Origin of the sequence: Streptomyces sp. NPDC007872, from assembly GCF_042868165.1 — a bacterium.
GTDB lineage: Bacteria > Actinomycetota > Actinomycetes > Streptomycetales > Streptomycetaceae > Streptomyces.
Genome location: NZ_JBIAEA010000003.1, coordinates 830,610 through 851,709 on the forward strand (window position 1 = coordinate 830,610; position 21,100 = coordinate 851,709).

16 protein-coding genes, 2 pseudogenes and 1 riboswitch are annotated in these 21,100 nt (G+C 74.0%); of the genes and pseudogenes, 11 read left to right on the top strand and 7 right to left on the bottom strand.

Translation table 11 applies throughout. The features are described 5' to 3' along the window. Positions 1–31: 31 nt before the first annotated feature. Positions 32–937 carry a PaaX family transcriptional regulator C-terminal domain-containing protein gene (locus ACFYNX_RS14215; RefSeq protein ID WP_388661422.1) on the bottom strand — a complete coding sequence of 302 codons (906 nt, stop codon included), beginning with the start codon at positions 935–937 and terminating at the stop codon, positions 32–34. After that, positions 934–1,590 carry a GNAT family N-acetyltransferase gene (locus tag ACFYNX_RS14220; RefSeq protein ID WP_388661425.1) on the bottom strand — a complete coding sequence of 219 codons (657 nt, stop codon included), beginning with the start codon at positions 1,588–1,590 and terminating at the stop codon, positions 934–936. Before ACFYNX_RS14220 ends, ACFYNX_RS14215 begins: the two co-directional genes overlap by 4 nt. A 116-nt stretch (positions 1,591–1,706) precedes the next feature. Between ACFYNX_RS14220 and ACFYNX_RS14225 the strand changes: the two genes are divergently transcribed. Next, positions 1,707–2,756, top strand: a complete 1,050-nt coding sequence (locus tag ACFYNX_RS14225) for an alpha/beta hydrolase family protein (RefSeq protein ID WP_388661427.1) — start codon at positions 1,707–1,709, stop codon at positions 2,754–2,756. 97 nt (positions 2,757–2,853) lie between these two features. Here the strand turns inward: ACFYNX_RS14225 and ACFYNX_RS14230 are convergent. Continuing rightward, a pseudogene (locus ACFYNX_RS14230) lies at positions 2,854–3,129 on the bottom strand (MBL fold metallo-hydrolase); the annotation flags it as partial. Between ACFYNX_RS14230 and ACFYNX_RS14235 the strand changes: the two are divergent. The 6 genes and pseudogenes from ACFYNX_RS14235 to ACFYNX_RS14260 all read left to right on the top strand — a co-directional run. Beyond that, positions 3,120–3,586 (top strand): annotated as a pseudogene (locus ACFYNX_RS14235) (GlxA family transcriptional regulator); the annotation flags it as partial. The pseudogenes ACFYNX_RS14230 and ACFYNX_RS14235 sit on opposite strands and share 10 nt — an antisense overlap. Positions 3,587–3,781: 195 nt before the next feature. Continuing rightward, entirely contained in the window at positions 3,782–5,197 is a 1,416-nt protein-coding gene (locus ACFYNX_RS14240) for an NAD-dependent succinate-semialdehyde dehydrogenase (protein WP_365544212.1), read from the top strand. A gap of 148 nt (positions 5,198–5,345) precedes the next feature. Continuing rightward, positions 5,346–6,173 carry an aldo/keto reductase gene (locus ACFYNX_RS14245; protein WP_388661430.1) on the top strand — a complete coding sequence of 276 codons (828 nt, stop codon included), beginning with the start codon at positions 5,346–5,348 and terminating at the stop codon, positions 6,171–6,173. A gap of 143 nt (positions 6,174–6,316) precedes the next feature. Then, positions 6,317–6,536: riboswitch (cobalamin riboswitch) on the top strand. Positions 6,537–6,585: 49 nt separating this feature from the next. Further along, positions 6,586–7,038 carry an acyl-CoA thioesterase gene (locus ACFYNX_RS14250; RefSeq protein WP_388661433.1) on the top strand — a complete coding sequence of 151 codons (453 nt, stop codon included), beginning with the start codon at positions 6,586–6,588 and terminating at the stop codon, positions 7,036–7,038. A gap of 198 nt (positions 7,039–7,236) precedes the next feature. Then, positions 7,237–9,051: a PP2C family protein-serine/threonine phosphatase gene (locus ACFYNX_RS14255; RefSeq protein WP_388661435.1), complete on the top strand. Its 1,815-nt coding sequence runs from the start codon at positions 7,237–7,239 to the stop codon at positions 9,049–9,051. Next, positions 9,048–9,509: a response regulator gene (locus ACFYNX_RS14260; protein WP_388661438.1), complete on the top strand. Its 462-nt coding sequence runs from the start codon at positions 9,048–9,050 to the stop codon at positions 9,507–9,509. The genes ACFYNX_RS14255 and ACFYNX_RS14260 overlap by 4 nt, the downstream gene beginning before the upstream one ends. Here ACFYNX_RS14260 and ACFYNX_RS14265 read toward each other — a convergent pair. Further along, entirely contained in the window at positions 9,470–11,872 is a 2,403-nt protein-coding gene (locus ACFYNX_RS14265) for an ATP-binding protein (RefSeq protein WP_388661441.1), read from the bottom strand. The genes ACFYNX_RS14260 and ACFYNX_RS14265 overlap by 40 nt on opposite strands. 195 nt (positions 11,873–12,067) lie before the next feature. Between ACFYNX_RS14265 and ACFYNX_RS14270 the strand changes: the two genes are divergently transcribed. Further along, the gene (locus tag ACFYNX_RS14270; protein WP_388661444.1) at positions 12,068–12,943 is read left to right on the top strand and encodes an MEDS domain-containing protein; all 876 of its coding nucleotides are present in this window, start codon (positions 12,068–12,070) and stop codon (positions 12,941–12,943) included. After that, positions 12,940–13,893: an anti-sigma factor RsbA family regulatory protein gene (locus ACFYNX_RS14275; protein WP_388661447.1), complete on the top strand. Its 954-nt coding sequence runs from the start codon at positions 12,940–12,942 to the stop codon at positions 13,891–13,893. The genes ACFYNX_RS14270 and ACFYNX_RS14275 overlap by 4 nt, the downstream gene beginning before the upstream one ends. Before the next feature lie 128 nt (positions 13,894–14,021). On the opposite strand, the gene ACFYNX_RS14280 is transcribed toward ACFYNX_RS14275, so the two are convergent. Together ACFYNX_RS14280 and ACFYNX_RS14285 are read right to left on the bottom strand one after the other, a co-directional pair. Continuing rightward, complete coding sequence (locus tag ACFYNX_RS14280) at positions 14,022–14,699, bottom strand: response regulator transcription factor (protein WP_365544228.1); 678 nt, start codon at positions 14,697–14,699, stop codon at positions 14,022–14,024. After that, a complete protein-coding gene (locus ACFYNX_RS14285) occupies positions 14,696–15,958 on the bottom strand; it encodes a sensor histidine kinase (protein WP_388661450.1) in 1,263 nt (420 codons plus the stop codon). Before ACFYNX_RS14285 ends, ACFYNX_RS14280 begins: the two co-directional genes overlap by 4 nt. A gap of 323 nt (positions 15,959–16,281) precedes the next feature. Here ACFYNX_RS14285 and ACFYNX_RS14290 point away from each other — a divergent pair, with 323 nt between their 5' ends. Next, positions 16,282–18,552 carry an MMPL family transporter gene (locus tag ACFYNX_RS14290; protein WP_388661453.1) on the top strand — a complete coding sequence of 757 codons (2,271 nt, stop codon included), beginning with the start codon at positions 16,282–16,284 and terminating at the stop codon, positions 18,550–18,552. Here ACFYNX_RS14290 and ACFYNX_RS14295 read toward each other — a convergent pair. Beyond that, positions 18,525–18,947 carry a secondary thiamine-phosphate synthase enzyme YjbQ gene (locus ACFYNX_RS14295; protein WP_365544237.1) on the bottom strand — a complete coding sequence of 141 codons (423 nt, stop codon included), beginning with the start codon at positions 18,945–18,947 and terminating at the stop codon, positions 18,525–18,527. The two genes, ACFYNX_RS14290 and ACFYNX_RS14295, sit on opposite strands and share 28 nt — an antisense overlap. A 691-nt stretch (positions 18,948–19,638) precedes the next feature. On the opposite strand from ACFYNX_RS14295, the gene ACFYNX_RS14300 reads away from it, so the two are divergent. Then, complete coding sequence (locus ACFYNX_RS14300) at positions 19,639–21,087, top strand: cellulase family glycosylhydrolase (RefSeq protein WP_388661456.1); 1,449 nt, start codon at positions 19,639–19,641, stop codon at positions 21,085–21,087. The last annotated feature ends 13 nt before the right edge of the window (positions 21,088–21,100 follow it).

The window sequence follows — 21,100 nt, forward strand, 5'->3', positions numbered from 1 at the left end:
AGGGGCGGGGGGGCGGCAGGGCGCCCCGGGGTCACGCCGACGCCTCGCCTCCCGCCGGGCGCACCGCGTCGGAGTAGAGGGCGAACAGGCGGGGGGTGTTGGTCTCGTCGGGCCCGGTTTCGCGCAGACGGTTCCAGCAGGTGGCCGCCAGGCCGCGGGCGCGCGCCCCGGGCCAGGGCCGGGGCAGCAGTTCCGGCGGCAGGAGGGGATCGGGCTCCATCGCCGCGGTGAAGTGGACGGCGAGTTCGACGGCCGTGGTGAGCCGCTCGGCGCCGGAGGGGCCCGGTTCTCCGGCGAGCCCGGTCAGGCAGGCTTCGGCGAAGGCCGCGAGGCGGTCGTACCGTCGGGCGATCTCGGTGAGCGGCCACAGCGCGGCGGCCAGTGCGCGGGGTTCGGTGACGCCCCCGACGCTCAGGTCCGTCGTGGTGAGACGGGTGAGGGCGTCGATGACGCCGAGGTGCCGGGCGTGGGCCTCGACGAGTTCGGTGACGGGGTTCGCGGTGACGTACAGGCCGTTCTGGACCGATGCGGCGCCGAGGCGGAGCAGGTGTTCGCGCAGCGCGTCGCGGGCGGTGCGGCGCGCTTCGGGGACGGCGAAGGCGAACAGGTGCCAGGTGCCGTCCCAGGGGCTGTGGCCCGCGTCCTGCCGGTAGGCGTGGCGGACGTGGGCGGCGTCGGGCGCGAGGGATCCGGTGACGTCGGCCACGGCGCGGAGCGTGGCCTTGCGGCCGCGGCCCTCCCGGGTGAACCGGCCTTCGTCGACGAGGCGTTTGACGCAGAGCCTGATCTGCTGGTCGCTCATGCCGAGCAGGCCGGCGACGGCGTAGAGCTGGTCGGCGTCCACGGTGCCGTCCTCGCGGACCAGGGCGTGGACGACCAGCCGGGTGGGGATCTCGGGCCGCTCGGTCGGGCCGCCGGGGCGGGTGGTGTCGGTCATCGCGCCTTCCGCCCGCCGGTCGCGTCCGCCGGGGTGACCGGGCGGTGCATGGTGGTGACCGCGCCGAAACCCATCAGGTCCCGCAGGTAGGGGGTCCGCTCGGTGCGGTGACCGGTGAAGCCGTGCCGTTCGTACAGTGCCCGGGCGCGGGGGTTGGTGTCGATGACGTCCAGACGGATGCGGTGGCAGCCGTGGTCGGCGGCGAGGGCCGCCGTCTCCGTGAGGAGGAGGCCGCCGATGCCCCGCCCCCGGTACGCCGCGTCGACGGCGATCCCGTCCATGACGAGTTCACCGGCGGCGGGGGCCCGTTCGAACAGGGCGAGGACCGCCAGTCGGGGCAGGCCGCGGAAGACTCCGTAGGCGGCCACGACGTCCCTCGCGCCGCCGCCGGTCAGCGCCCGGCCGCCGAGCCGGTGGCCCGCCACACCGACCACCCGGCCGCCGGCGAGCGCGACGATGCCCCGGTCGTGGTCGAGGTGGGCGGCGATGAACGCGCGCCCCTTCCCGGGCGGGCCGAGCGCGGGGGCCAGCTTGCGGCCGAACGCCTCCCAGTAGAGGGCCGCCACCCGTTCTTCGGCGCCGCCGGGAACGCCCCGGCGCACCACCACCCCTCCGTTTTCCACCGCCGGTCCTTCCCGCTCCGTCGCCTCCATGCCGCTCCTCCCGCCAGGGGATCGCCTTGTGCGATCGCCTCTCATACGTTCATGCTAGCAACGATCGTTATCAAGGTGAACGCTCTTGGGGAGGATGTGTGTTCATGGGATTCCGGATGCCGAAACGGCGCGGGTGGCGCTGGACGGCGTGGGTGATGGCGTGCGTCCTGGTGGCGGCCGCGGGGCTCACCGGGGTGGTGTGGCAGAACACCTACGCGCTGCGCGAGGAGAAGGTGTCGCTGCGGCACGGGGGAAGGCTGCTCCAAGGGGTGCTGGCCCGGCCCGACCGGGGTCCCGGCCCCTTCGGGCTGGTGGTGTTCGTCCACGGCGACGGGCCGGTCGACGCGACGCACGAGACGTTCTACCGGCCGTTGTGGGAGTCCTTCGCCCGCGCCGGATACGCGTCGCTGTCGTTCGACAAACCCGGTGTCGGGGGATCGGAGGGCGACTGGCTGGACCAGAGCATGGAGGACCGGGCCGAGGAGACGCTGGCCGCCGTGAGGTGGGCCCGCGGCAGGCCGGACGTCGACGGCCGCCGCATCGGCCTGTGGGGAGCGAGCCAGGCCGGCTGGGTGCTGCCCAAGGTCGCCGCGCGGGACCGGCGGCTGCGGTTCGTCATCGCCGTCTCCCCGGCCGTCAACTGGCTGCGGCAGGGCCGCTACAACCTCCTCGCCGAACTGGACCGGGACGGCGCGAGCGACCGGGAGAGGGAGGCGGCGCTGCGGCGCCGCGAGGTCACCCTGGCCCTGCTCGGGAGGAGGGCCTCCTTCGCCGCGTACCGGGCCGCACTCGGCGACGCGGAGGGCATGACGGAGGCCCGGTGGGCGTTCGTCGCCAGGAACCACCGGTCGGACGCGACCGCCGACCTGCGGGCCATGGCCGGTACACCGCTGCTCCTGGTGCTGGCCGGTCACGACGTCAACGTGGACGTCGGCGAGACCGAAGCCGTCTACCGCGAGGTCCTGCCGGCGTCCTCCCTGACGGTGGCGCGCTATCCGAACGCCACGCACTCCCTGGTCGACCACGAGGTGGAGAACTCGGACCTGCGCCTGACGCTGACCGCCGTCCTCGCCCCCCGCCGGCTCTACACCGGCGGGTTCCTCGCGGACCAGGCCCGGTTCGTCCGGCGACCGGACTCCGGCGGCAGAACGACGCCGGAGGGGTGAGGTGCGCGGCCCGCGGTACGGGGACGCCGTCGCCCGCCCCGGTTCGCGCGCCGCCGCACCGGTTCGACCGCGACTCCGCGGCGCGTACGGGCGGTTCTCAGCGCGGCACGGTGTCGTCGGCCCCGAACGGGCCGCCGTGGCCGGGGACGATCAGGTCCGCGGCGGCCGGCACCCGGAGCCGGGAGGCGCGCAGCACCTCGCGGTCGGGAGCCACGGGATCGTCCGCCGGGCCGTTCGCGTGCCACCACAGGTCACCGGCGAAGGCGACCACGCCCGACTCCGTGCCCGCCAGCAGCGTGATGTCCTCGGGACTGTGGCCCGGAGTGCGGATCAGCCGCAGCGACGGGGTGAGTTCGTAGCCCCTTCGACCTCTGCCTTCACCTGCTGAGGCGGGAGCACGGGGCCGCGATGGCCAACGCCGTCGCCCGGGACGTGGTGCTGCCCTCCCACCGCGACGGCGGGCAGGCGCAGTACCTGGCCGCCCCGCCCCCGAGGACTGCCGCGACGAACGCCTCGCCGAGGTCCTCGCGCGGGCCCGCGAGAACCTCCACCAGCCGCTTCCGGTCGCGGAACTGGCCCGGCGCGCCCTGATGAGCAAACGGTCCTTCGCCCGCCGCTTCGCCGCCGCGACCGGCACCACCCCGCACGCCTGGGTGCGGAGCCCGCGCCTGAGCGGCGCCGAGGGGCTCCTGGAGACCACGGACCTGCCGGTCGAGGAGATCGCCCGCCGCGTCGGCTACGGAAGCGCGACCGTCCTGCGCGAACAGTTCGTACGCCGCCGGGGAGTGCCGCCCCGCGCCTACCGCCGCGCCTTCACGAACACGCCGTGACGGAGCGGGCGGGAAGAGCCGCGCGGCCCTATGGGCCCCACCACGAGAAAAAGAGCCTTTAATCCGTTTTACATTGTTTTCTGCTCCCCTTGTCGGGTAGCAGGGCGGAAGTGAAGGAACGCGGCATTCCGCATGGACCGTCGCGTTCCCCATCTTCCGTGTCCCGTGTCCCGACCCGCCCGTACTGGAGCTTCCATGTCGGAGCAGCGCAAGAGCCCGTTCGCCACTGTCAGCCCGTACACCGGGGAGACCCTCGCGGAGTTCCCGGTGATCGAAGGCGAGGAGGTCGACTCCGTCCTCGAAACCGCAGGTCACGCCTTTGAGGCGTGGCGGAGGCGGCCGATCGCGGATCGGGCCGCGGTGCTCGGGCGGGCGGCCGGGCTGATGCGGGAGCGCAGGGAGCCGCTGGCCCGGCTCCTCACCGAGGAGATGGGCAAGCTGATCGCGGAGGCCCGCGGCGAGGTGGACCTCGCGGCCTCGATCCTGTCGTACTACGCCGAGCACGGGCCCGGCTTCGCGGCGAACGAGCCCCTGGACGTCGAGGAGGGAGAGGCGTACCTCGTCGACGAGCCGCTCGGCGTCCTCCTCGGCGTGATGCCGTGGAACTTCCCGTACTACCAGGTGGTGCGCTTCGCCGGCCCGAACCTGGTCCTCGGCAACACCGTCCTCGTCAAGCACGCCGGGATCTGTCCGCAGTCCGCGCTGGCCCTGGAGACGGTGTTCCGCGACGCGGGGGCTCCCCCGGGCACGTACACCAACCTGTTCGTGAGCCACGACGAGATCTCGCGCGTCATCGACAGCCCGGTCGTCCGGGGAGTGTCGCTGACAGGCAGCGAGCGGGCGGGTGCCCAGGTCGCCGAGCGGGCCGGACGCAACATGAAGCCGAGCCTGCTGGAACTGGGCGGCAGCGACGCCTTCATCGTCCTGGACGGCGAGAACCTGGAGCGCACGATCGGCGCCGCGGTGGCCGGCCGGATGGCGAACACCGGACAGAGCTGCGTGGCGTCGAAGCGGTTCATCGTCCTCGACGAGGTCTACGACGACTTCGTCGGGGGAATGCGCCGCGCGTTCGAGGCGCTGGTGCCCGGCGACCCGGCGGACGAGGCGACCACCCTGGGCCCCCTCTCGTCGGAGCAGGCGGCCGTCGGCCTGGTCGAACAGATCGGCGAGACGGTGGAGCAGGGGGCCGAGCTCGTCACCGGCGGCCGCCGGATCGACCGTCCGGGCGCCTTCGTCGAACCGACGATCCTCACCGGCGTCAAGCCCGGGATGCGCGCCTACGCGGAGGAGCTCTTCGGTCCCGCCGCCGTGATCCACCGGGTGGCCGACGAGGACGAGGCGGTCGCCCTCGCCAACGACAGCCAGTACGGTCTGGGCGGTTCCGTCTTCTGCGCGGACGTGGAACGCGGCCGCCGGGTCGCCGAGCGGGTGGAGACCGGCATGGTCTGGGTCAACCACCCGACCTCCACGCGGCCCGACCTGCCCTTCGGCGGCATCAAGCGTTCCGGTTACGGACGCGAGCTCTCCGCACTCGGCATGCGGGAGTTCGTCAACCGCAAGCTGGTGCGCGTCCTGCCCCCCGACGCGGAGCTGGGCGGCATCGCCGGCTGAACCGAGTCGGCACCGATGCCGGAGGAAGACCGGCCGGTGCCGTACGGCGCCCCTCGTCGCACACCGAAGAGCACTCGACGAACGCCCGACGAACCCCGACGAACCCCGACGAACCCCCTACGAACCCCGACGAACAAGGAGACACACGGTGTCCGCAGTACCGGAGCTCACCCTCAACAACGGCGTACGGATCCCCCAGTTGGGCTTCGGCACCTTCCAGATCCCGCCGGAGGAGACGCGCGAGAAGACCCTGGCGGCCCTGGAGGCCGGGTACCGCCACATCGACACGGCGCAGATGTACGGCAACGAGAAGCAGGTCGGCCAGGCGGTCCGGGACTCGGGCCTCGACCGCGGCGACGTCTTCGTGACCAGCAAGCTGAACAACGACGCCCACGCGTACGACGACGCGCTCAAGGCCTTCGACGGAACGATGGAGGAGCTGGGCCTGGACCGTCTGGACCTCTTCCTCGTCCACTGGCCCCTGCCCGGCCGGGGCGACTTCGTGGAGACCTGGAAGGCGATGGAGGAGATCTACCGCTCCGGGCGGGCCAGGGCGATCGGGGTGTCGAACTTCCAGCCGTCGCACCTGCGCCGGCTCCTCGAGGACAGCGTGGTGGTGCCGGCCGTCAACCAGGTCGAAGCGCACCCGTACCTCACCCAGGACGTCGTACGGGCCTTCGGCTCCGAGCACGGGATCGCCACGGAGGCGTGGTCGCCGATCGCCCAGGGCAAGGTGCTCGGCGACCCGGTGATCCAGGGCATCGCGGACCGGCTCGGCAAGTCGACGGCACAGGTGACCCTGCGCTGGCACCTGCAGCGCGGGGACGTCGTCTTCCCCAAGTCGTCGTCCCCGGAGCGCATGGCGGAGAACTTCGACCTCTTCGACTTCGAGCTCACGGAGGGCGACATGGGCGAGATCTCCGCGCTGAACCGCGACGAGCGCACCGGCCCGGACCCCGACCGGTTCAACGGCTGAGCACACACCGCCCGGGTGACGGCCCCGGCCCCGCTCCCCACGGCGCGTGCCTCCCGGCGGCGGACGAGGCCCGCGGCGGAAGGCCGGGATGCTCCGGAGGCGGCCTCTCGCACACGAGTGTCCGCGCTCCGTGGAGTGCCGCGTAGGCTGGTCGCGTAGCTGGTTCGCCCCGTCCGCCAGGCGGGACGCGTCGTAAGAGGGAACCCGGTGGGAATCCGGGACTGCCCCGCAGCGGTGAGTGGGAACGACCGCCGTCATACGCACTGGGCCCGGGAAGGGTCTGGGAAGCGACGGCCAGTAGGAGTCGCGTACAGCGCGACGTGCCCGCGAGTCCGAAGACCTGCCCGCTGCCCGCGCGCCCCACCCCGTGCGCGCGGAACAGCCCTGCCGCGACTCGCGAAGGAGAGTTGACGTGGCCGATCCCACCGTCATCAGCCCTGCCCCCGCCCCCCGTCCCGCCAAGACGCCGGACGACTCCCGGGTGGTTCTCGCCCACATCATGAGCGAGCACGACACCAACCTCTACGGCACCATCCACGGCGGCGTGATGATGAAGCTCATCGACGACGCCGCGGCGGCGGCCGCCGGGCGGCACGCCGACGGCCCGGCCGTCACCGTCTCCGTCGACCGGATGACCTTCCTCGCCCCCGTACGGGCCGGGGACCTGCTCAGCGTCGAGGCGGGGCTCGAGCGCGCCGGGCGGACGTCGATGACGGTCGGAGTCCGCGTGACCTCCGAGCGCTGGAACAGCACCGGCCCCGCCACCGAGGTCGCCACCGCCTTCCTGACCTTCGTCGCCGTGGACGCCGACGGCACCCCGCGTCCGGTGCCCGCCCTGGACGCACCGCTGCCCGGCCCGTCCTGACGGGACGGGCGGAACCGGCCCTCCCCCGGCCGGGCGGCGGCGCCGGGACCACCGCGGAGTCGCGCGGCCGCCCGGCTTCCGCCCGGGGCGCGGCGACGACGTACGCTGGGACGTGCCGCCCGTCCGGAGTCCCCGAGATCCGGTCCCGGACGGCGGGCGTGAGCCCCGACCAGTACGGCGAACGCGAACGAGGAGACCGTGGGGCGAGTCGAGGGTGCGACCGGCGTGGACCCCGAGAGCTGGTCCGCCGGTCTGCACCGCATGTGGCAAGCCGCGCAGGACGCCGAGGACATCACGGACATGGCCCGGCACATCTACGCCCTGATGCTGGCGGAGCGGGCCGTGGTCGCCGTCGCAGGAAGCAGGTGGGACGGCCGCGACCTGCGGTACGTCCGGCGGCTGACGGCCGACGGCGCCGCGACGGCGGCCACCACGACCCCTCGCCCCGGCAGTGTGCGGACCGTGTCCTCCCGGCCGCCCGCCGAGGACGGAGAGGGCGCCGGGGGCCGCGCGCCGGTGCGGCTGTACGAGCACGACCTCACCGCGGCCGACGAGGAGTTCGCTCCCGAGGCGGCGCTGCTGGCCGAGGCGGGGGCGCGGTGGGCCCTGGAGGCCCGCTTCTCGCTCGGGGGCGGCGACTGGGCGTCCTTCTCGCTGGGGCTGAGCCGCCGACAGGATGCCGGTCCCTCCCTGCCGACGCGGCTGCTCCAGGTGAGCGAGGTCCTGGTGGCCGGCAACCGGAGGGTGCTGGAGCACAGGGCCGCGGAACGCCGTCGGGTCGAAGAGGCGTTCTTGGCCGAGGCGTCCCTCCAGATGGACGCCACCCTCGACGCGCCGGAGACGCTGGAGCGCATCGCCCGGCTCGCCGTACCGGCGGTCGCGGAGGCCTGCGTGGTGCACCTGCGCCGGCCGGACGGCGGGCTGTCGCCGGTCGCCACCGTGCACGTGGCGGCGGCCGTGCAGCCCTGGCTGCGCGGCGTGGCCGCGGACGACCCGTGGCTGGACGAGGCCCTGCGAGCCGCGGCGGACCGGCCGCACGGCACCCTGATCGCGGGCGAGTCCCTGAAGGCGTCCCCGTTCGGGCCGCACGGCGAAGGACCGGGCCGGAACGTGCGGGCCGTGAGCATCAGCCCGCTGCGGGCCCGGGGGAAGCTGCTGGGCACGCTGACGTTCGTCTACCACCGCCCCGAGCGCGAGATCGTCGACCTGCGGGTGCTGGACGACCTGGCCGGCCGGGCGGCACTGGCCATCGACACCACCACCGCCTACGAACAGCGCCGCCGCAACACCGAGCAGCTCCAGCGGCACCTGCTGCCGGACGCGCTGCCCGACTGGCCCGGAGCCGAGCTGACCGCGGCCTACGAGGTGGCCGACGACTCCCTGGAGGTGGGCGGCGACTTCTACGACGCCGTGGTGCGCCGGGACGGCGCGCTGGCCCTCTTCGTCGGGGACGTGTGCGGCCGGGGCGCCGAGGCCGCGGCGCTGACCGGCCTGGCCCGGCACACCCTGCGCGTCCTGCTGGAGGACAAGGTGCCGCCCGGTGAGGCGCTGCGCCGCCTCAACAGCGTGCTGACCGCGCAGCGGCAGAGCGCGCGGTTCGTCACCGCGTTCGTCGGCGTCCTCGTGCCGGACGGCGACGGGTACGCCGTCGAGGCGGCCTCGGCCGGGCACCCGCGTCCGCTGATCCGCCGCGCGGACGGGCGGATCGACGAGGTCCGGGCCTCCGGACTGCTGCTGGGAGTCGTACCGGACGCCCTGTACGAACCGGGGAGGGCCGTGCTGGAGCCGGGCGACGCGCTGGTGATGTTCACCGACGGGCTGACGGAGGCCCGCTCGGCGGACGGGACGATGTTCGAGAGCATGCTGCCCGAGGCGGTACGGGAGTGCTGCCGCGACGGGAGCGGTGCCGCCGGGCTGATCGCCCGCGCGGCCGCCTTCCGTGCCCTGGGCGACGACGACACCGCGGTGCTGATCGCCCGGGTGACTGAGGAACGCGTGGAGGACGCACGATGAACCGGGTGCCGGAGGCGACGGACGCACGGCCCACGACCCCCGACCGGATCCTGGTCGTGGAGGACAGTCCGGAGGACGCCGAGGCGATCGAGCGCGCGCTGCGCCGCACCCATCCCGACCTGGCGCTGGAGTTCGCCGACCGCGGGGAGGGCCTGGTGGAGGCGCTGCTCTCCCGCGAGGACCTCCCCGGTCTGATCCTGCTGGACCTCAACATGCCCGGGACGGGCGGACAGGCGGTGCTGGAGCGGATCCGTTCCCGGCCGGAGCTGGACGCGGTGACGGTGGTGGTCTTCACCTCCTCCACCGCCCCCGCCGAGGTCGACGCCTGCTACGCGGCGGGAGCGGACAGCTACGTCTACAAGCCGGTCAACTTCACGCTCTTCCAGACCGTGCTGAAGGGCGCCGTCGACTACTGGCGTCAGGCCGGGTCCGGCGCGGACGCCCCGAGCGTGAAGTAGAACGCCGTCCCTCCGCCGGGGACGGCCTCCAGCCAGATGCGGCCCCCGTGCCGCTCGACGATCCGCTTGACCAGGGCCAGCCCCACCCCCGTCCCCCCGCCGTGCTCGGTCGGCCCGTGGAGACGGCGGAACAGGTCGAAGACGTCGGCGTGCCGCTCCGCCGGGATGCCGATCCCGTTGTCCCGGACGACGACGACCCGCTCCGGTCCGGTGGGCGCGCCCGCGCCGTCGCCGGCGGGCGGGACCGGGCGGCGCTCCACGGTGACCTCGACCCGGCGCTCCCCGTCCAGCCGGGCGTACTTGGCGGCGTTGACCAGCAGGTTGACCAGGATCTCGTCCAGGCGGTCGGCGTCCGCCCACACCCGCGGCAGCGTCCCGCGGACCACCTCCACCCGCTGCTCGGCCAGCCGGGGCCCGGCCACCTCCAGGGCCGCGTCCAGGGCGTCGCCGAGCTCCACCTCGCGCACCCGCAGGCCGGCGCGGCCCAGCCGGGCGTAGTGCAGCAGCGAGTTGAGCAGCTCGTCCATGCGTCCGGCGAGCCGCTGCATGGTCCGCAGCCGCCGCAGCGTGACCGCGTCGAGCCCGTCCCCCGCGTCCTCCATGGCGAACGTCGCCGCGTTCGAGATGCCGCGCAGCGGCTCCTTGAGGTCGTGGGCGGCGGCGTGGGCGAAGGAGTCGAGATCGACGTTGCGCATCCGCAACTCCTCGTTGACCGCGTCCAGGACCTCGGCGTGCCGCAGGACCAGGGCGGTCAGCAGCCGCCACAGTTCCCTGGCCGCCACCCGGTCCCCGACGGTCCAGGGCAGGCTGCGACCGCGCACGACGGCCCGGAAGACGGCCCCCGAGCCGCGCGGCGTCAGCCGCTCGCCGCGCGGCCCGACCCGTACCGGCGTCGAGGGGTCGGCCGCCCACTGCCGCGGCATCGGCCGCTCCGGGCGGCGCCAGGCGATGTACTCCCCCGAGCCGGACAGCGGCACCATCAGCACCCCCGCCGGTCCTCCGCCGGCCGCCTCCGCCCCTCCTCCCGGGGCTGCCGTTTCCACGCCTCCTCCCGGACCGGCCGCCTCCGCCCCTCCTTCCGGCCCGTCCTCCTCCCGTTCCTCCCGCTCCTCCGCGAGGCGGTCGGTGCACCACACCACGCCCGGCGTCAGCGTGCGCGCCCGCGCCTCCAGCGCCCGCAGCAGGCCGGGCGCGAACGGCTCACCCGCGCCCAGGGTGTGCTCGGCCCGCCGGAGCACCACCCCGTCCGCGTCCAGCAGGTCCGTCAGCGGACCGCCGCCGGCGCCGAGGTCCTCCCCGAGGCGTCCGTCCCCGAGCACCTCGGCCACCGCCGCGGCCCGCGCGGTGGACCCCACGAGCGCGTCCGCGCGCTCGCGCTCCTCGATCGCGGACATCTGCAACGAGAACGCGGCGCCGAACATCTCGCACGCCGAGCGCACCTCCGGGGTGATCCGCGCGGGCTCCGCACCGTGGCAGGCGATCAGCCCCCACAGCCGCCCCTCGCGCAGCACCGACACCGACATGGAGGAGCGCACGCCGATGTTGCGCAGGTACTCCAGGTGGAAGCCGGAGACGGTGCGCAGCGCGGCCTGCGACAGGTCCAGGGGGGCGCCGGTGGCCTCCCGCACGGGCGGGTGCAGGCCGACGGAGACGTCGTCCACGTCCCCGATCACCCGGATCCAGTTCTCCCGGTACAGCCGCCGGGCCTGCGGGGGGATGTCGGTCGCCGGGAACCAGAGCCCCAGCCAGGGCTCCCAGTCCTCCCGGACGTCCTCGGCGACCACCTCGCCCGGACCGTCCTCGCCGTCGAAGCGGTAGGCGACCACCCGGTCGAACCCGGTCAGCGTCCGCACCTCGCGGACCGCCACCCGGCAGCAGTCCTCCACGTCCCCGGCGGACCGCAGCCGGGCCAGTGCCCGGCGCACCCCCTGGTAGAACCCGCGCGCCCCGGCGTCGGCGGCGCCCCGCGGCTCGAACTCCATGATCAGCAGCCCGTCCCGGCGGTGGGCGGACACGTCGAGCCGCCGGTCCGGGACCGTCGCGTCGTCCGGGAGGTCGAGCGCGGCCGGCACCCCGCCCTCCTCCCCGGCCGCCCGCACCGCCTCCTCGAAGGCCTCGGCCGGCACCAGACGCGTCACCGGCCCGCCGACCAGGTCCACCGCCTCCACGCCCAGCAGGGTCCCCGTGTTGCGCGCGGCGACCTCGATCACGCCCGTCTCCGGGTCCACCGCCACCAGCGAACCGCAGGACTGCACGCCGCCGAGCAGATGGATCGGCTCGCGCACGCACTCCGTGAGGTCGAAGCCCCCTTCCGCGGCCCCTTCGGCCTCCCGCGTCCGCCGCGACAGCCACTGCTGCTCCACTGGTTCACCGCTCCCTCCGGATCCGACCGGAACGTCCCGTCGGCCCTGCCCCCATCTTCCCCGTTCGTCGGCGGCCGGGGCGGGGAGACGTCCGCCGGCACCACGCGCCGACGGCGGCACTCGCCACGGCTTGTAAGGTGCCCCTCTGGAACGGTGCACCCATTCGGCCGCACCGGCAGAGGCGAAAGGGGACCCATGCGTGACGCATCCGCCACCGCGGGCGCGCGAACCGCGGCGGACGGGCACTCGAGCGTGGTGTTCTCCAGTGACGCCGAGTGGGCCGAGCGGCTGGTCGCCTTCGTCCGTGCGGGACTGCGGCGCGACGAGCAGGTGCAGTACTTCGCGGACGTCACCGCGCCCGACCTGGTGATGCGCACCCTCACCCGGCACGGCGTCGACGCCGTCTCCGCCGTGCGGCGCGGTCAGCTCACGGTGACGACCGCCGCCGAGACCTATCTGGCGGGACCGTGCTTCGATCCCGACGCGATGGTCGGCCTATGGCACGAAGCCGTCGCGTCGGCCGTGACGGACGGGTACGCGGGGCTGCGGGCCATCGGGGAGATGTCCTGGGGAGCGCGCGACGTGGCCGGCGCCGAGCGCCTGCTCGAGTACGAGCTGCGCATCCACCACGAGGTCTTCGCCCGCCTCCCCCTGACGGCGTGGTGCTTCTACGACCGGCGCCTGATGCCCCCGGACGTCCTCGACGTCCTGCTCGGAGCGCACCTGACGCGCATGGGGGCCACCGGGACGTCCCCCCGTACGCCCGGCCTGCTGGTCGCTCCCCTGCCCGACCGCCCCGGCCTGCGGCTGGTGGGAACGGCGGGGTACGAGAACCGCCACGTCACCGCCGGCGTCGCGGGCGCCGTGGCCGGCTCCCCCGCACCGCGGGTGGACCTGGACCTCACGCGCCTCGACCACCTCGACGTCGCGGCGCTGGCCGACATCGCCCGTGCGGCGGCGCGACGGCCTGCCGGGACGCCCGTCCGGCTCCTCGGAGCACCGCCCTCGCTGACACGCCTGCTGGAGATCTTCCCCGAACTCGGTCACAGTCTGGAGGTGACCGGCCGATGACGACGTTCACGCGTCCGCCGTCCGACACGGACCCCGTCGCGGCCTTCGACCACCCCGTCCTCTTCTACGCCACGGAGGAGGAGTACCTGAGCGGCGTCGGCGGCGCCGTCCGTGCCGCCGCCGCCCAGGGCCGTCCGGTCCTGGCCGCCGTGCCCGGCGAGCGTCTGCGCCTGCTCCGGGACGGCCTGGGAACCGACCACCCGGACGTCGTCTGGACCGACATGCGGCAGGCCGGCCGCAACCCCGGGCGGATCCTGTCGATGCTGCAGGACTTCGCCGCCCGCAACGCCACCGGGCGTCCGTTCATCGTGGGCGAGACGATCTGGGTGGGCCGCACCTCCGCGGAGGCCAGGGAGGCCACCCGTCACGAGGCGCTGATGAACATCGCCTTCGCCCGCAGCGACGCCACCGTCCTGTGCCCCTACGAGACCGCGCTGCCCGAACGGGTCCTGGCCCAGGCGCACCGGACCCATCCCGTCCTCGCGGGCACCGACGACTACCGGCCCAGCCCCGCGCACACGGACCCCCACGAGGTCTGCCGGGACTGCGACACCCCGCTGCCCGAACCCGAGGACGCCGTCGTCCTGCACTTCGGCGAGCAGGACCTCGCGAAGGCGCGGGACGCCGCGGGGCGCTGGTCCGAGGCGGCGGACATGTCGCCGCTCCGCCGCACCGACTGGCTGCTGGCCGTCAGCGAGGCGGTCACCAACTCGGTGCGCCACGGCGGGGGGAAGGGCACCCTGCGCCTGTGGCGCACGGCCGACACCCTGATCGCCGAAACGCGTGACCGCGGCCGGATGCCCGATCCCCTCATCGGCCGCCGCCGTCCCGACCCCTACTCCGCGGCGGGCGGCCGGGGCGTGTGGATGATGCACCAGCTCTGCGACCTGGTGGAGATGCGCGCCTCCGCCTCCGGCCTGGTCGTGCGTCTGCACATGGAGGTCGCCTGACCACGACCGCCGGGCCCCGGCGTACGCGGCGCTCGCGGCGGCGACGCGAACGAGCGCGGCGCCGCCGGCCGTACGGCCCGGCTCGGCGTCGCGCGCGTGCGGGCCTTCGTTCCCTCCCGTCCGGCGGCTCACGTCTCCCGTCGTGCCGTCACCAGGCCCGTCTCGTAGGCGGCGATGACCGCCTGGGCCCGGTCGCGGACCCGTAGCTTGGCGAAGAGGGCGGTGATGTGGTTCTTCACGGTGGAGGCGCTCAGACCGAGCCGGTCGGCTATCTCCACGTTGTCCGAGCCGACGGCGATCAGCCGCCACACCTCCCGCTCCCGCGGCGTGAGCCCTTCGGCGCCGGGGGGTGCCGGGGGCACCGCCCGGCGGTCCGGGGCCGTGACGTGCCTGGAGATGAGCCGGGTCAGGAGTCTCGGGGCGAGGATCGCCTCGCCGTCGCGAACCACGCGCAGGGCGGCGACGAGGTCCTCGGGCGAGATGTCCTTGGGCAGGAAGCCGCACGCCCCGGCCCTCAGGGCACCCACGACGTGTTCGTCCATGTCGAAGGTGCTCAGGGCCAGGACCCGGCAGTCCGGCAGTTCGGAGGTGAGCCGCTCGGTGGCCGCGATGCCGTCCAGCACCGGCATCCGGATGTCCATGACCACCACGTCGGGTCGGTGCTCGTGGGCGAGGCGGACCGCCTCGGCGCCGTCCGCGGCCTCGGCCACGACCTGGAAACCGGGTTCGGGAGCGAGCATCAGGGCGAGGCCGCGGCGGACGAGCGGCTGGTCGTCCGCGATGAGGACCTTCACGGTCGCGCTCACGCGTACGTCTCCTGACGGTCGGTGGGCAGGGGCAGCCGGGCGCGGACGGCGAACCCCGCGCCCTCCGGTCCGGCCCGCAGGGTGCCGCCGTGGAGGGCGACGCGTTCACGCATCCCCATGAGTCCGTGGCCCGAGCCGCGTGCGACGGGACGGCCCGGACGCGGACCGTCGTCGGTGACGGCGACCCGTACCTCGTGGACGGCGAAGGCGAGCCGCACGTCGACGTGCGCACCCTCGCCCGCGTGCCTGAGGGCGTTGGTGAGCGCCTCTTGGACGATGCGGAAGACGGTGAGGGCGACGCCGGGCGGAAGCGACCGCGGGTCACCGTCCGTGGTGAGGGTGGTGGGAAGGCCCGCGCGACGGCTGTCCCCGACGATGCGGTCGAGGTCGCCGATGCCCGGCTGCGGCACGGTCGTCTCGCCGCCGTCGTCCTCGTCGCCGGCCCGCAGCACGTCGAGGAGGTGGCGCATCTCGCGCAGGGCGGTGCGGCCGGAGCCCTCCAGGGTGACGAGCGCCTCGCGGGCTGCCTCCGGCGCCCGGTCCAGGTTGGCCCGGGCGCCTCCGGCGAGCAGGTGCATCGTGGTCAGGTGGTGGGCGACGATGTCGTGCAGTTCCCGGGCGATGCGGCGCCGTTCGTCGGAGACGGCCCGCTCGGCGAGCAGCCGCCGCCGGGCCTCGGCGTTGCGCTGCCAGCGGCCGACCACTACGGCGGCGCCGACCACGAACAGCGCGGACACGACGTTGGGGACGAACTCCACCAAGGAGGGCGCGGGCAGCCCCGGGCGGACGAACTGGAGCACCGCGACACAGCCGGTGACGGCCGCCGCGCCGACCGCGGCGCTGTGGTGCCGCACGGCGGTGTAGAGGGCGACGACGGTGGCCGCCCCGTAGTGCTGGCCCACGGAGCTGAACCAGGTGAGCAACAGGTTCACCCCGAGCACGCACGCGAGGACGCACAGGGGCGCGCGTCGGCGTGCCAGGAGGAAAAGCGAGGCGGCGACCACGATCAGACACCCGGCCACCGGTACGTGGCCCCGGTCCATCTGGCTGGTGACGGTGAAGCCCACGAGGTCGACGGCCGCGGAGCCGACGGCGACGAGTCCGTCGTCCCGGCTCCACGGCCCCGGCGCTCCACGTCGGCTTCCCTCACCGGCACCGCCGGAGAACGTCCCGGTCGTGTCGTCCGGAAGCCCGGCGCCGAACGCGCTCGCCCGGCCCCGCGTCCGACCGGGGCGCGTTTCGTCCGCGCGCCGTTCCATCTCCGCCCCCTGCGCGTCCGTGCTTCCCCCCGGAGCCGCCGCAGGCTCCGATGACCTGCGGTTCGTCCTGCGAGTCTCCCATGGTGCCGGTGCGCCGGGGCCGTGGCGTCGGAACCGGGAGGGAGCCGCGGCTGGGAGCAGGCTCCCAGCGACCGGACGGTGCGGGCCCGTACTCCCAGCGGGTTTCTCGTTCGCGGCTCCGAGGTGCGGGCCGTGCGCCGCTGATGTGCTGGACACGTGCCGGAACGCCCCGGCACCGGGCGCCGCCCCGGACGTCCACGGTCCCGCGGCCCCCTCGCCCGTACCCTTCCCGGAGGACTCCCGTGATTCGTGCCCTGACCGGTTTCTCGACCCGCAGACCATGGCGGGTGATCGTCGTGTGGGCGGTGGTCGGCGTCTTCGTGGCGCTGATGGGCCAGGCTCTCGTCTTCCGCGTGACCCACACCGACAGCGCCGGTTTCCTGCCTCCGGAGTACGACGCGGCCGCGGCGCTGCGGATCGCCCGGGAGGAGTTCGGCGCGGAGCCCGACGCCGACACGGTGACGGTGCTGGTGGCGCGGCGCGACGGCGGGCCGCTGGAGGACGCGGACAGGAAGCGCGTGGAGGGTGTGGCGCGCGAGCTGAGCGCCACGCGCGTGGAGATGCCGTGGACGGACGAACAGGTACGGGGGATCTCCGAGGACTATTCCCAGGTCCCCCGCGTGGCACTGGTGACGACCGCCCCGGACGGGTCGTTCGCGCTGCTCGGCGCACGGCTGCGGGGCAACTCCACCGACCCCGGCATGCACTCCGTGTACCGGGCCCTGCACGACCGGGCCGAGCGGGAGTTCGGCGAGGCCGGGCTGCGCACCGGGTTCACCGGCGGCCTGGCGGACGTGGTGGACCGCGCGGACGCGGAGAGGACCACGCAGACGGTGGTCGGGCTCGTGATGGTCGTACTGATCGTGCTGATCAACGCGTTGGCGTTCCGCAGCGTCCTGGCCGCGTTCGTTCCCCTGTTCGCGGTGTCCGTGGTGGGCGGCGCCGCCACCGGCACGGTCGTGGGAGCCGCCCTCCTGACCGGTCTCGAACTGGATCCGGGCACCCCGAGCATGATCGGCACCGTGTTGATCGGCATCGGCGTGGACTACTTCCTCTTCCTGCTGTTCCGTTTCCGGGAGGAGCTGCGACGCCGCCCGGAGGAGCACCACCGTCTGGTGGCGGCGGACGTGGCCGGACGGGTGGGCACGGCGGTGACCTCGGCGGCGCTGACGATCGTGGCGGCCTTCGCGACGCTCGGCGCGGCGACGTTCGGCCAGTTCCGGGTGCTCGGCCCCTCGGTGGCGGTGTCGGTACTGGTGATGCTGGTGGCGAGCCTGACCCTGATGCCAGCGTTGCTGGCGGTGGCCGGCCGGAAGATGTTCTGGCCCTCGCGGATCGTCTCGAAGACCGAGCGGACCGGTCCGGCCTCCCGTACCGGGGAGCTGGTGGCGCGTCGTCCGCTGCTGGTGCTCGTGGTGTCGGTCGCCCTCCTCGGCGCGCTCGCGGCCGGCACGGCGGGCGTCCGCATGGACTTCGGCACCGGCAGCACCCCGCGCGACACGGCGGCCGCCGCGACGGCGCGGGAGATCGCCGACGCCCTGCCGGCGGGGGTGTCCGACCCGACGACGGTGTACGTCACCGCCGACGACGGCCGGACCCTGGACCCCACCGGGCTGGACTTCCTGCGCCGGGCCCTGTCCGGGGTGCCGGGAGTGGGCGAGGTGGCCGTTCCCGTACTCGACACGGACCGCGATGCCGCCCGGCTGGACGTCTATCTGACGGCGGACGCCCGGTCCCAGCGCGCCAGGGATCTCGTGGCGGGACCGGTGCGCCAGGCAGTGCGGGAAGCGACACCGGCCGGTACCACCACACATGTGGGCGGCACCGCCGCCGTGTTCGCCGACGTGGCGACTGCGGTCGACCGGGACCTCCGGACGGTGTTCCCGGTGGCCGCGGCACTGATCGCGTTGATCCTGGTGGTGCTGCTGCGCAGCCTGGCGGCCCCGGTGGTGCTGATGCTCTCGGTCGGGCTGTGCTTCGCGGCGACGTTCGGCGCCTCCGCCCTGGTCTTCCAGCACATCGGCGGCGCGCCGGGGGTGAACTTCGTCCTGCCGTTGGTGCTGTTCCTGTTCGTCGTGGCACTGGGCACCGACTACAACATCCTCGTCAGTGACCGCCTGCGTGAGGAGATGGCCGGCGGGGGCCCGGCCCGTGCCGCCGTGGCCCGCGCGGTACGGCACACGGCGCCGGCCGTCGCCACGGCCGGTGTGGTCCTCGCGGCCTCCTTCGGCAGCCTCGCGGTGAACGCGGACGCCCCCACCCGCCAACTGGGTTTCGCCACGGCCCTGGGCATCCTCCTGTCCTCCTTCGTCCTGTCGCTCCTGCTCGTCCCGGCGGCCGCGGCCCTGCTGGGCCGGGGGATGTGGTGGCCGGTGCGCGGGGCGCGGAGCCGGAACGACGGGACCCGGCCCGCGGACGGGCAGGACGCCGGGCCCCTCACCGCGTGCGCCGGGGGCGAGCCCTCGCGGTCACGGCCGGTTCCGGACTATCCGAGGAAGCTCAACCGCACCTGACGCTCGGCGTTGTCGACATTGGTGTCCACCAGGCACACCGACTGCCAGGTTCCCAGGGCCAGTTCGCCGTCGACGACCGGGAGGGTCGCGTGCGGGGGGACGAGGGCCGGGAGGACGTGGTCGCGGCCGTGGCCCGGGCTTCCGTGGCGGTGCTGCCAGCGTTCGTCGGCGGGGAGGAGGCGGTGGAGGGCCGAGAGGAGGTCGTCGTCGCTGCCCGCTCCCGTCTCGATCAGCGCGATCCCCGTGGTCGCGTGGGGCGCGAAGACGTTGAGGAGGCCGTCGCGGCCCTGTGCCACCTCCGCCAGGAAGGAGGCGCACTCCCGGGTCAGGTCGTGGACCGTCTCCGACGATCCGGTGGTGACGTCCAGGGTGCGGGTTTCGAATCCGTGGCTCATGGCTCCATGGTGGCCGATCCGGGAGTTCCCCCGAAGTCTCCACGCGGGACGCCCGGGGTCCTCCCCTCCGGCGGGTCGGTGGTACCGGGCCGAAGCGCACCGGAGCGCGGTCGGCCCGCCGGGGTGACGCGGTACGTACCGGGGAGGCGTTCCGCGCCCCTTCGGCACGGGACGTGCGGACCCTACAGCGCCGTACGGCCCTCCTGAGGGTCGGGCGACGGGCCGGGGACCCGGGTTCCCCGGTCGTCGCCACCGCGAGGTCCCCGGCGGGGAGGGGCGCACCCGCGTCCGTGCCCGTTCTCGTGATCCGGTGCGGGGGCGGGGGGCGCTGCATGCGGATGGTCCTCCTTGGGGCTCGAAGGGGAGGGCGGACCGAAGGGCGGCCTTCTCGAGGGAACAGTTCTTGAACCAGTGGGAGCGCTCCCACTGTGCAGTCGTGACGTGTAAGCGTCAAGACATGCGAAGACTCGAAGGCGGTCGACGAACAATTCGCCTCGCCCCTCTTTTCCTTGGCGGCCGTTGGCGCTACGGTCTGCCGGACCCAGTGGGAGCGGTTCCATCCGGTCGGCACGCCGTCGAGGCGTGCTCTCGCTGCGAGGACTCGCTCATGCGACATCCCTTACGTCCCTTACGTTCGTTACGCCCCTCACGTCCGTCGCGTCCGTCCGGGCTGCTCGCAGGAGCGGCGCTCATGACGGCGAGCACCGCTCTCACCCTCACGGGTACGGCCTCCGGAGCCGTGGTCGCACCCGTCTGCACGGTGGAGTACACGGTCGTCGGCCAGTGGGCCGGCGGCTACCGGGGCGCCGTCACCCTCACCAACGGCGCCGCCCCGCTGAACGGATGGAGCCTCGGCTTTTCCTTCCCGGCCGGCCAGGTGGTCGGCCGGGGCTGGGGCGGCAAGTGGTCCCAGTCCGGTGCCGACGTGACGGTGGTGAACGAGAGCTGGAACGGCTCGCTCGCCACGGGAGCGAAGGTGACGGGCGGCTTCGTCGCCTCCTGGTCGGGGACCAACACCGCCCCCGCCGCGTTCGCCCTCAACGGGGTTCCCTGCGAGACGAACGGCGCCCCCGTACCCACGCCCACGCCCACCGATCCGACCTCCCCTCCGCCGATCCCTGCCTCCGGCGCCCCCGAGCTCGGCGTCGTCGGGAACGAGTTGGTCGACCAGAACGGCGCCGTCCGCCGACTCCTCGGCGTCAACCGCTCCGGCGGCGAGTTCATGTGCGTCCAGGGGCACGGCTTCTTCGACGGTCCGGTCGACGACGCGTCGATCGGGGCCATCGCCGACTGGAAGGCCAACGCGGTCCGCATTCCGCTCAACGAGGAGTGCTGGCTCGGCCTCGACAACGTCAAGCCCGAGTACCGGGGCGCGCACTACGTCGCCGCCGTCGGGGAACTGGTGACCCGGGTCCTCGCCCACGGCATGACCCCGGTCGTCGAACTGCACTGGACCCACGGCCGGTACACGGGCAACTCGGCGGGCTGCTCCGACGTGCACGCCTCCTGTCAGAAGCCGATGCCCGGCGCCCGGTACACCCCGGCGTTCTGGACCTCGGTCGCGAACACCTTCAAGCACGACCGGCGGATCGTCTTCGACCTGTTCAACGAGCCCTATCCCGACCGGGCGACCCCCACAGCGGCGCAGGCCTGGTCCTGCTGGCGCGACGGCGGCACCTGCCCCGGCATCGGCTACGAGGTCGCCGGCATGCAGGACCTGGTGGACGCCGTCCGCGCCACGGGGGCGAAGAACCTCGCCCTCGTGCCGGGCATCGCGTACTCCAACGACCTGAGCCAGTGGCTCGCGCACGCCCCCACGGACCCGGCGGGCAATCTGGCCGCCGCCTGGCACGTCTACAACTTCAACTCCTGCTCCACCGAGACGTGCTGGAACGACACCCTCGCGCCCGTGGCCGCACGAGTGCCCCTGCTCGCGGGTGAGATCGGTGAGAACACCTGCGGACACGCCTTCGTCGACCGCGTCATGAAGTGGTTCGACGACCGCGGCCTGTCCTATCTGGGCTGGACCTGGAACACCTGGGACTGCGGTTCCGGACCCGCCCTGATCAGCGCGTACGACGGCACCCCCACCGCGTTCGGCATCGGGCTGCGCGACCGTCTGCGCGCCCTCTCCCCCTGATCACCCCTTCAGG

Bases quoted from the DNA above. Each gene is read 5' to 3' on its own strand.
- ACFYNX_RS14215 (WP_388661422.1), bottom strand. From the start codon at position 937: ATGACCGACACCACCCGCCCCGGCGGCCCGACCGAGCGGCCCGAGATC.
- ACFYNX_RS14220 (WP_388661425.1), bottom strand. From the start codon at position 1,590: ATGGAGGCGACGGAGCGGGAAGGACCGGCGGTGGAAAACGGAGGGGTG.
- ACFYNX_RS14225 (WP_388661427.1), top strand. From the start codon at position 1,707: ATGCCGAAACGGCGCGGGTGGCGCTGGACGGCGTGGGTGATGGCGTGC.
- ACFYNX_RS14240 (WP_365544212.1), top strand. From the start codon at position 3,782: ATGTCGGAGCAGCGCAAGAGCCCGTTCGCCACTGTCAGCCCGTACACC.
- ACFYNX_RS14260 (WP_388661438.1), top strand. From the start codon at position 9,048: ATGAACCGGGTGCCGGAGGCGACGGACGCACGGCCCACGACCCCCGAC.
- ACFYNX_RS14270 (WP_388661444.1), top strand. From the start codon at position 12,068: ATGCGTGACGCATCCGCCACCGCGGGCGCGCGAACCGCGGCGGACGGG.
- ACFYNX_RS14275 (WP_388661447.1), top strand. From the start codon at position 12,940: ATGACGACGTTCACGCGTCCGCCGTCCGACACGGACCCCGTCGCGGCC.
- ACFYNX_RS14285 (WP_388661450.1), bottom strand. From the start codon at position 15,958: ATGGAACGGCGCGCGGACGAAACGCGCCCCGGTCGGACGCGGGGCCGG.
- ACFYNX_RS14295 (WP_365544237.1), bottom strand. From the start codon at position 18,947: ATGAGCCACGGATTCGAAACCCGCACCCTGGACGTCACCACCGGATCG.
- ACFYNX_RS14300 (WP_388661456.1), top strand. From the start codon at position 19,639: ATGACGGCGAGCACCGCTCTCACCCTCACGGGTACGGCCTCCGGAGCC.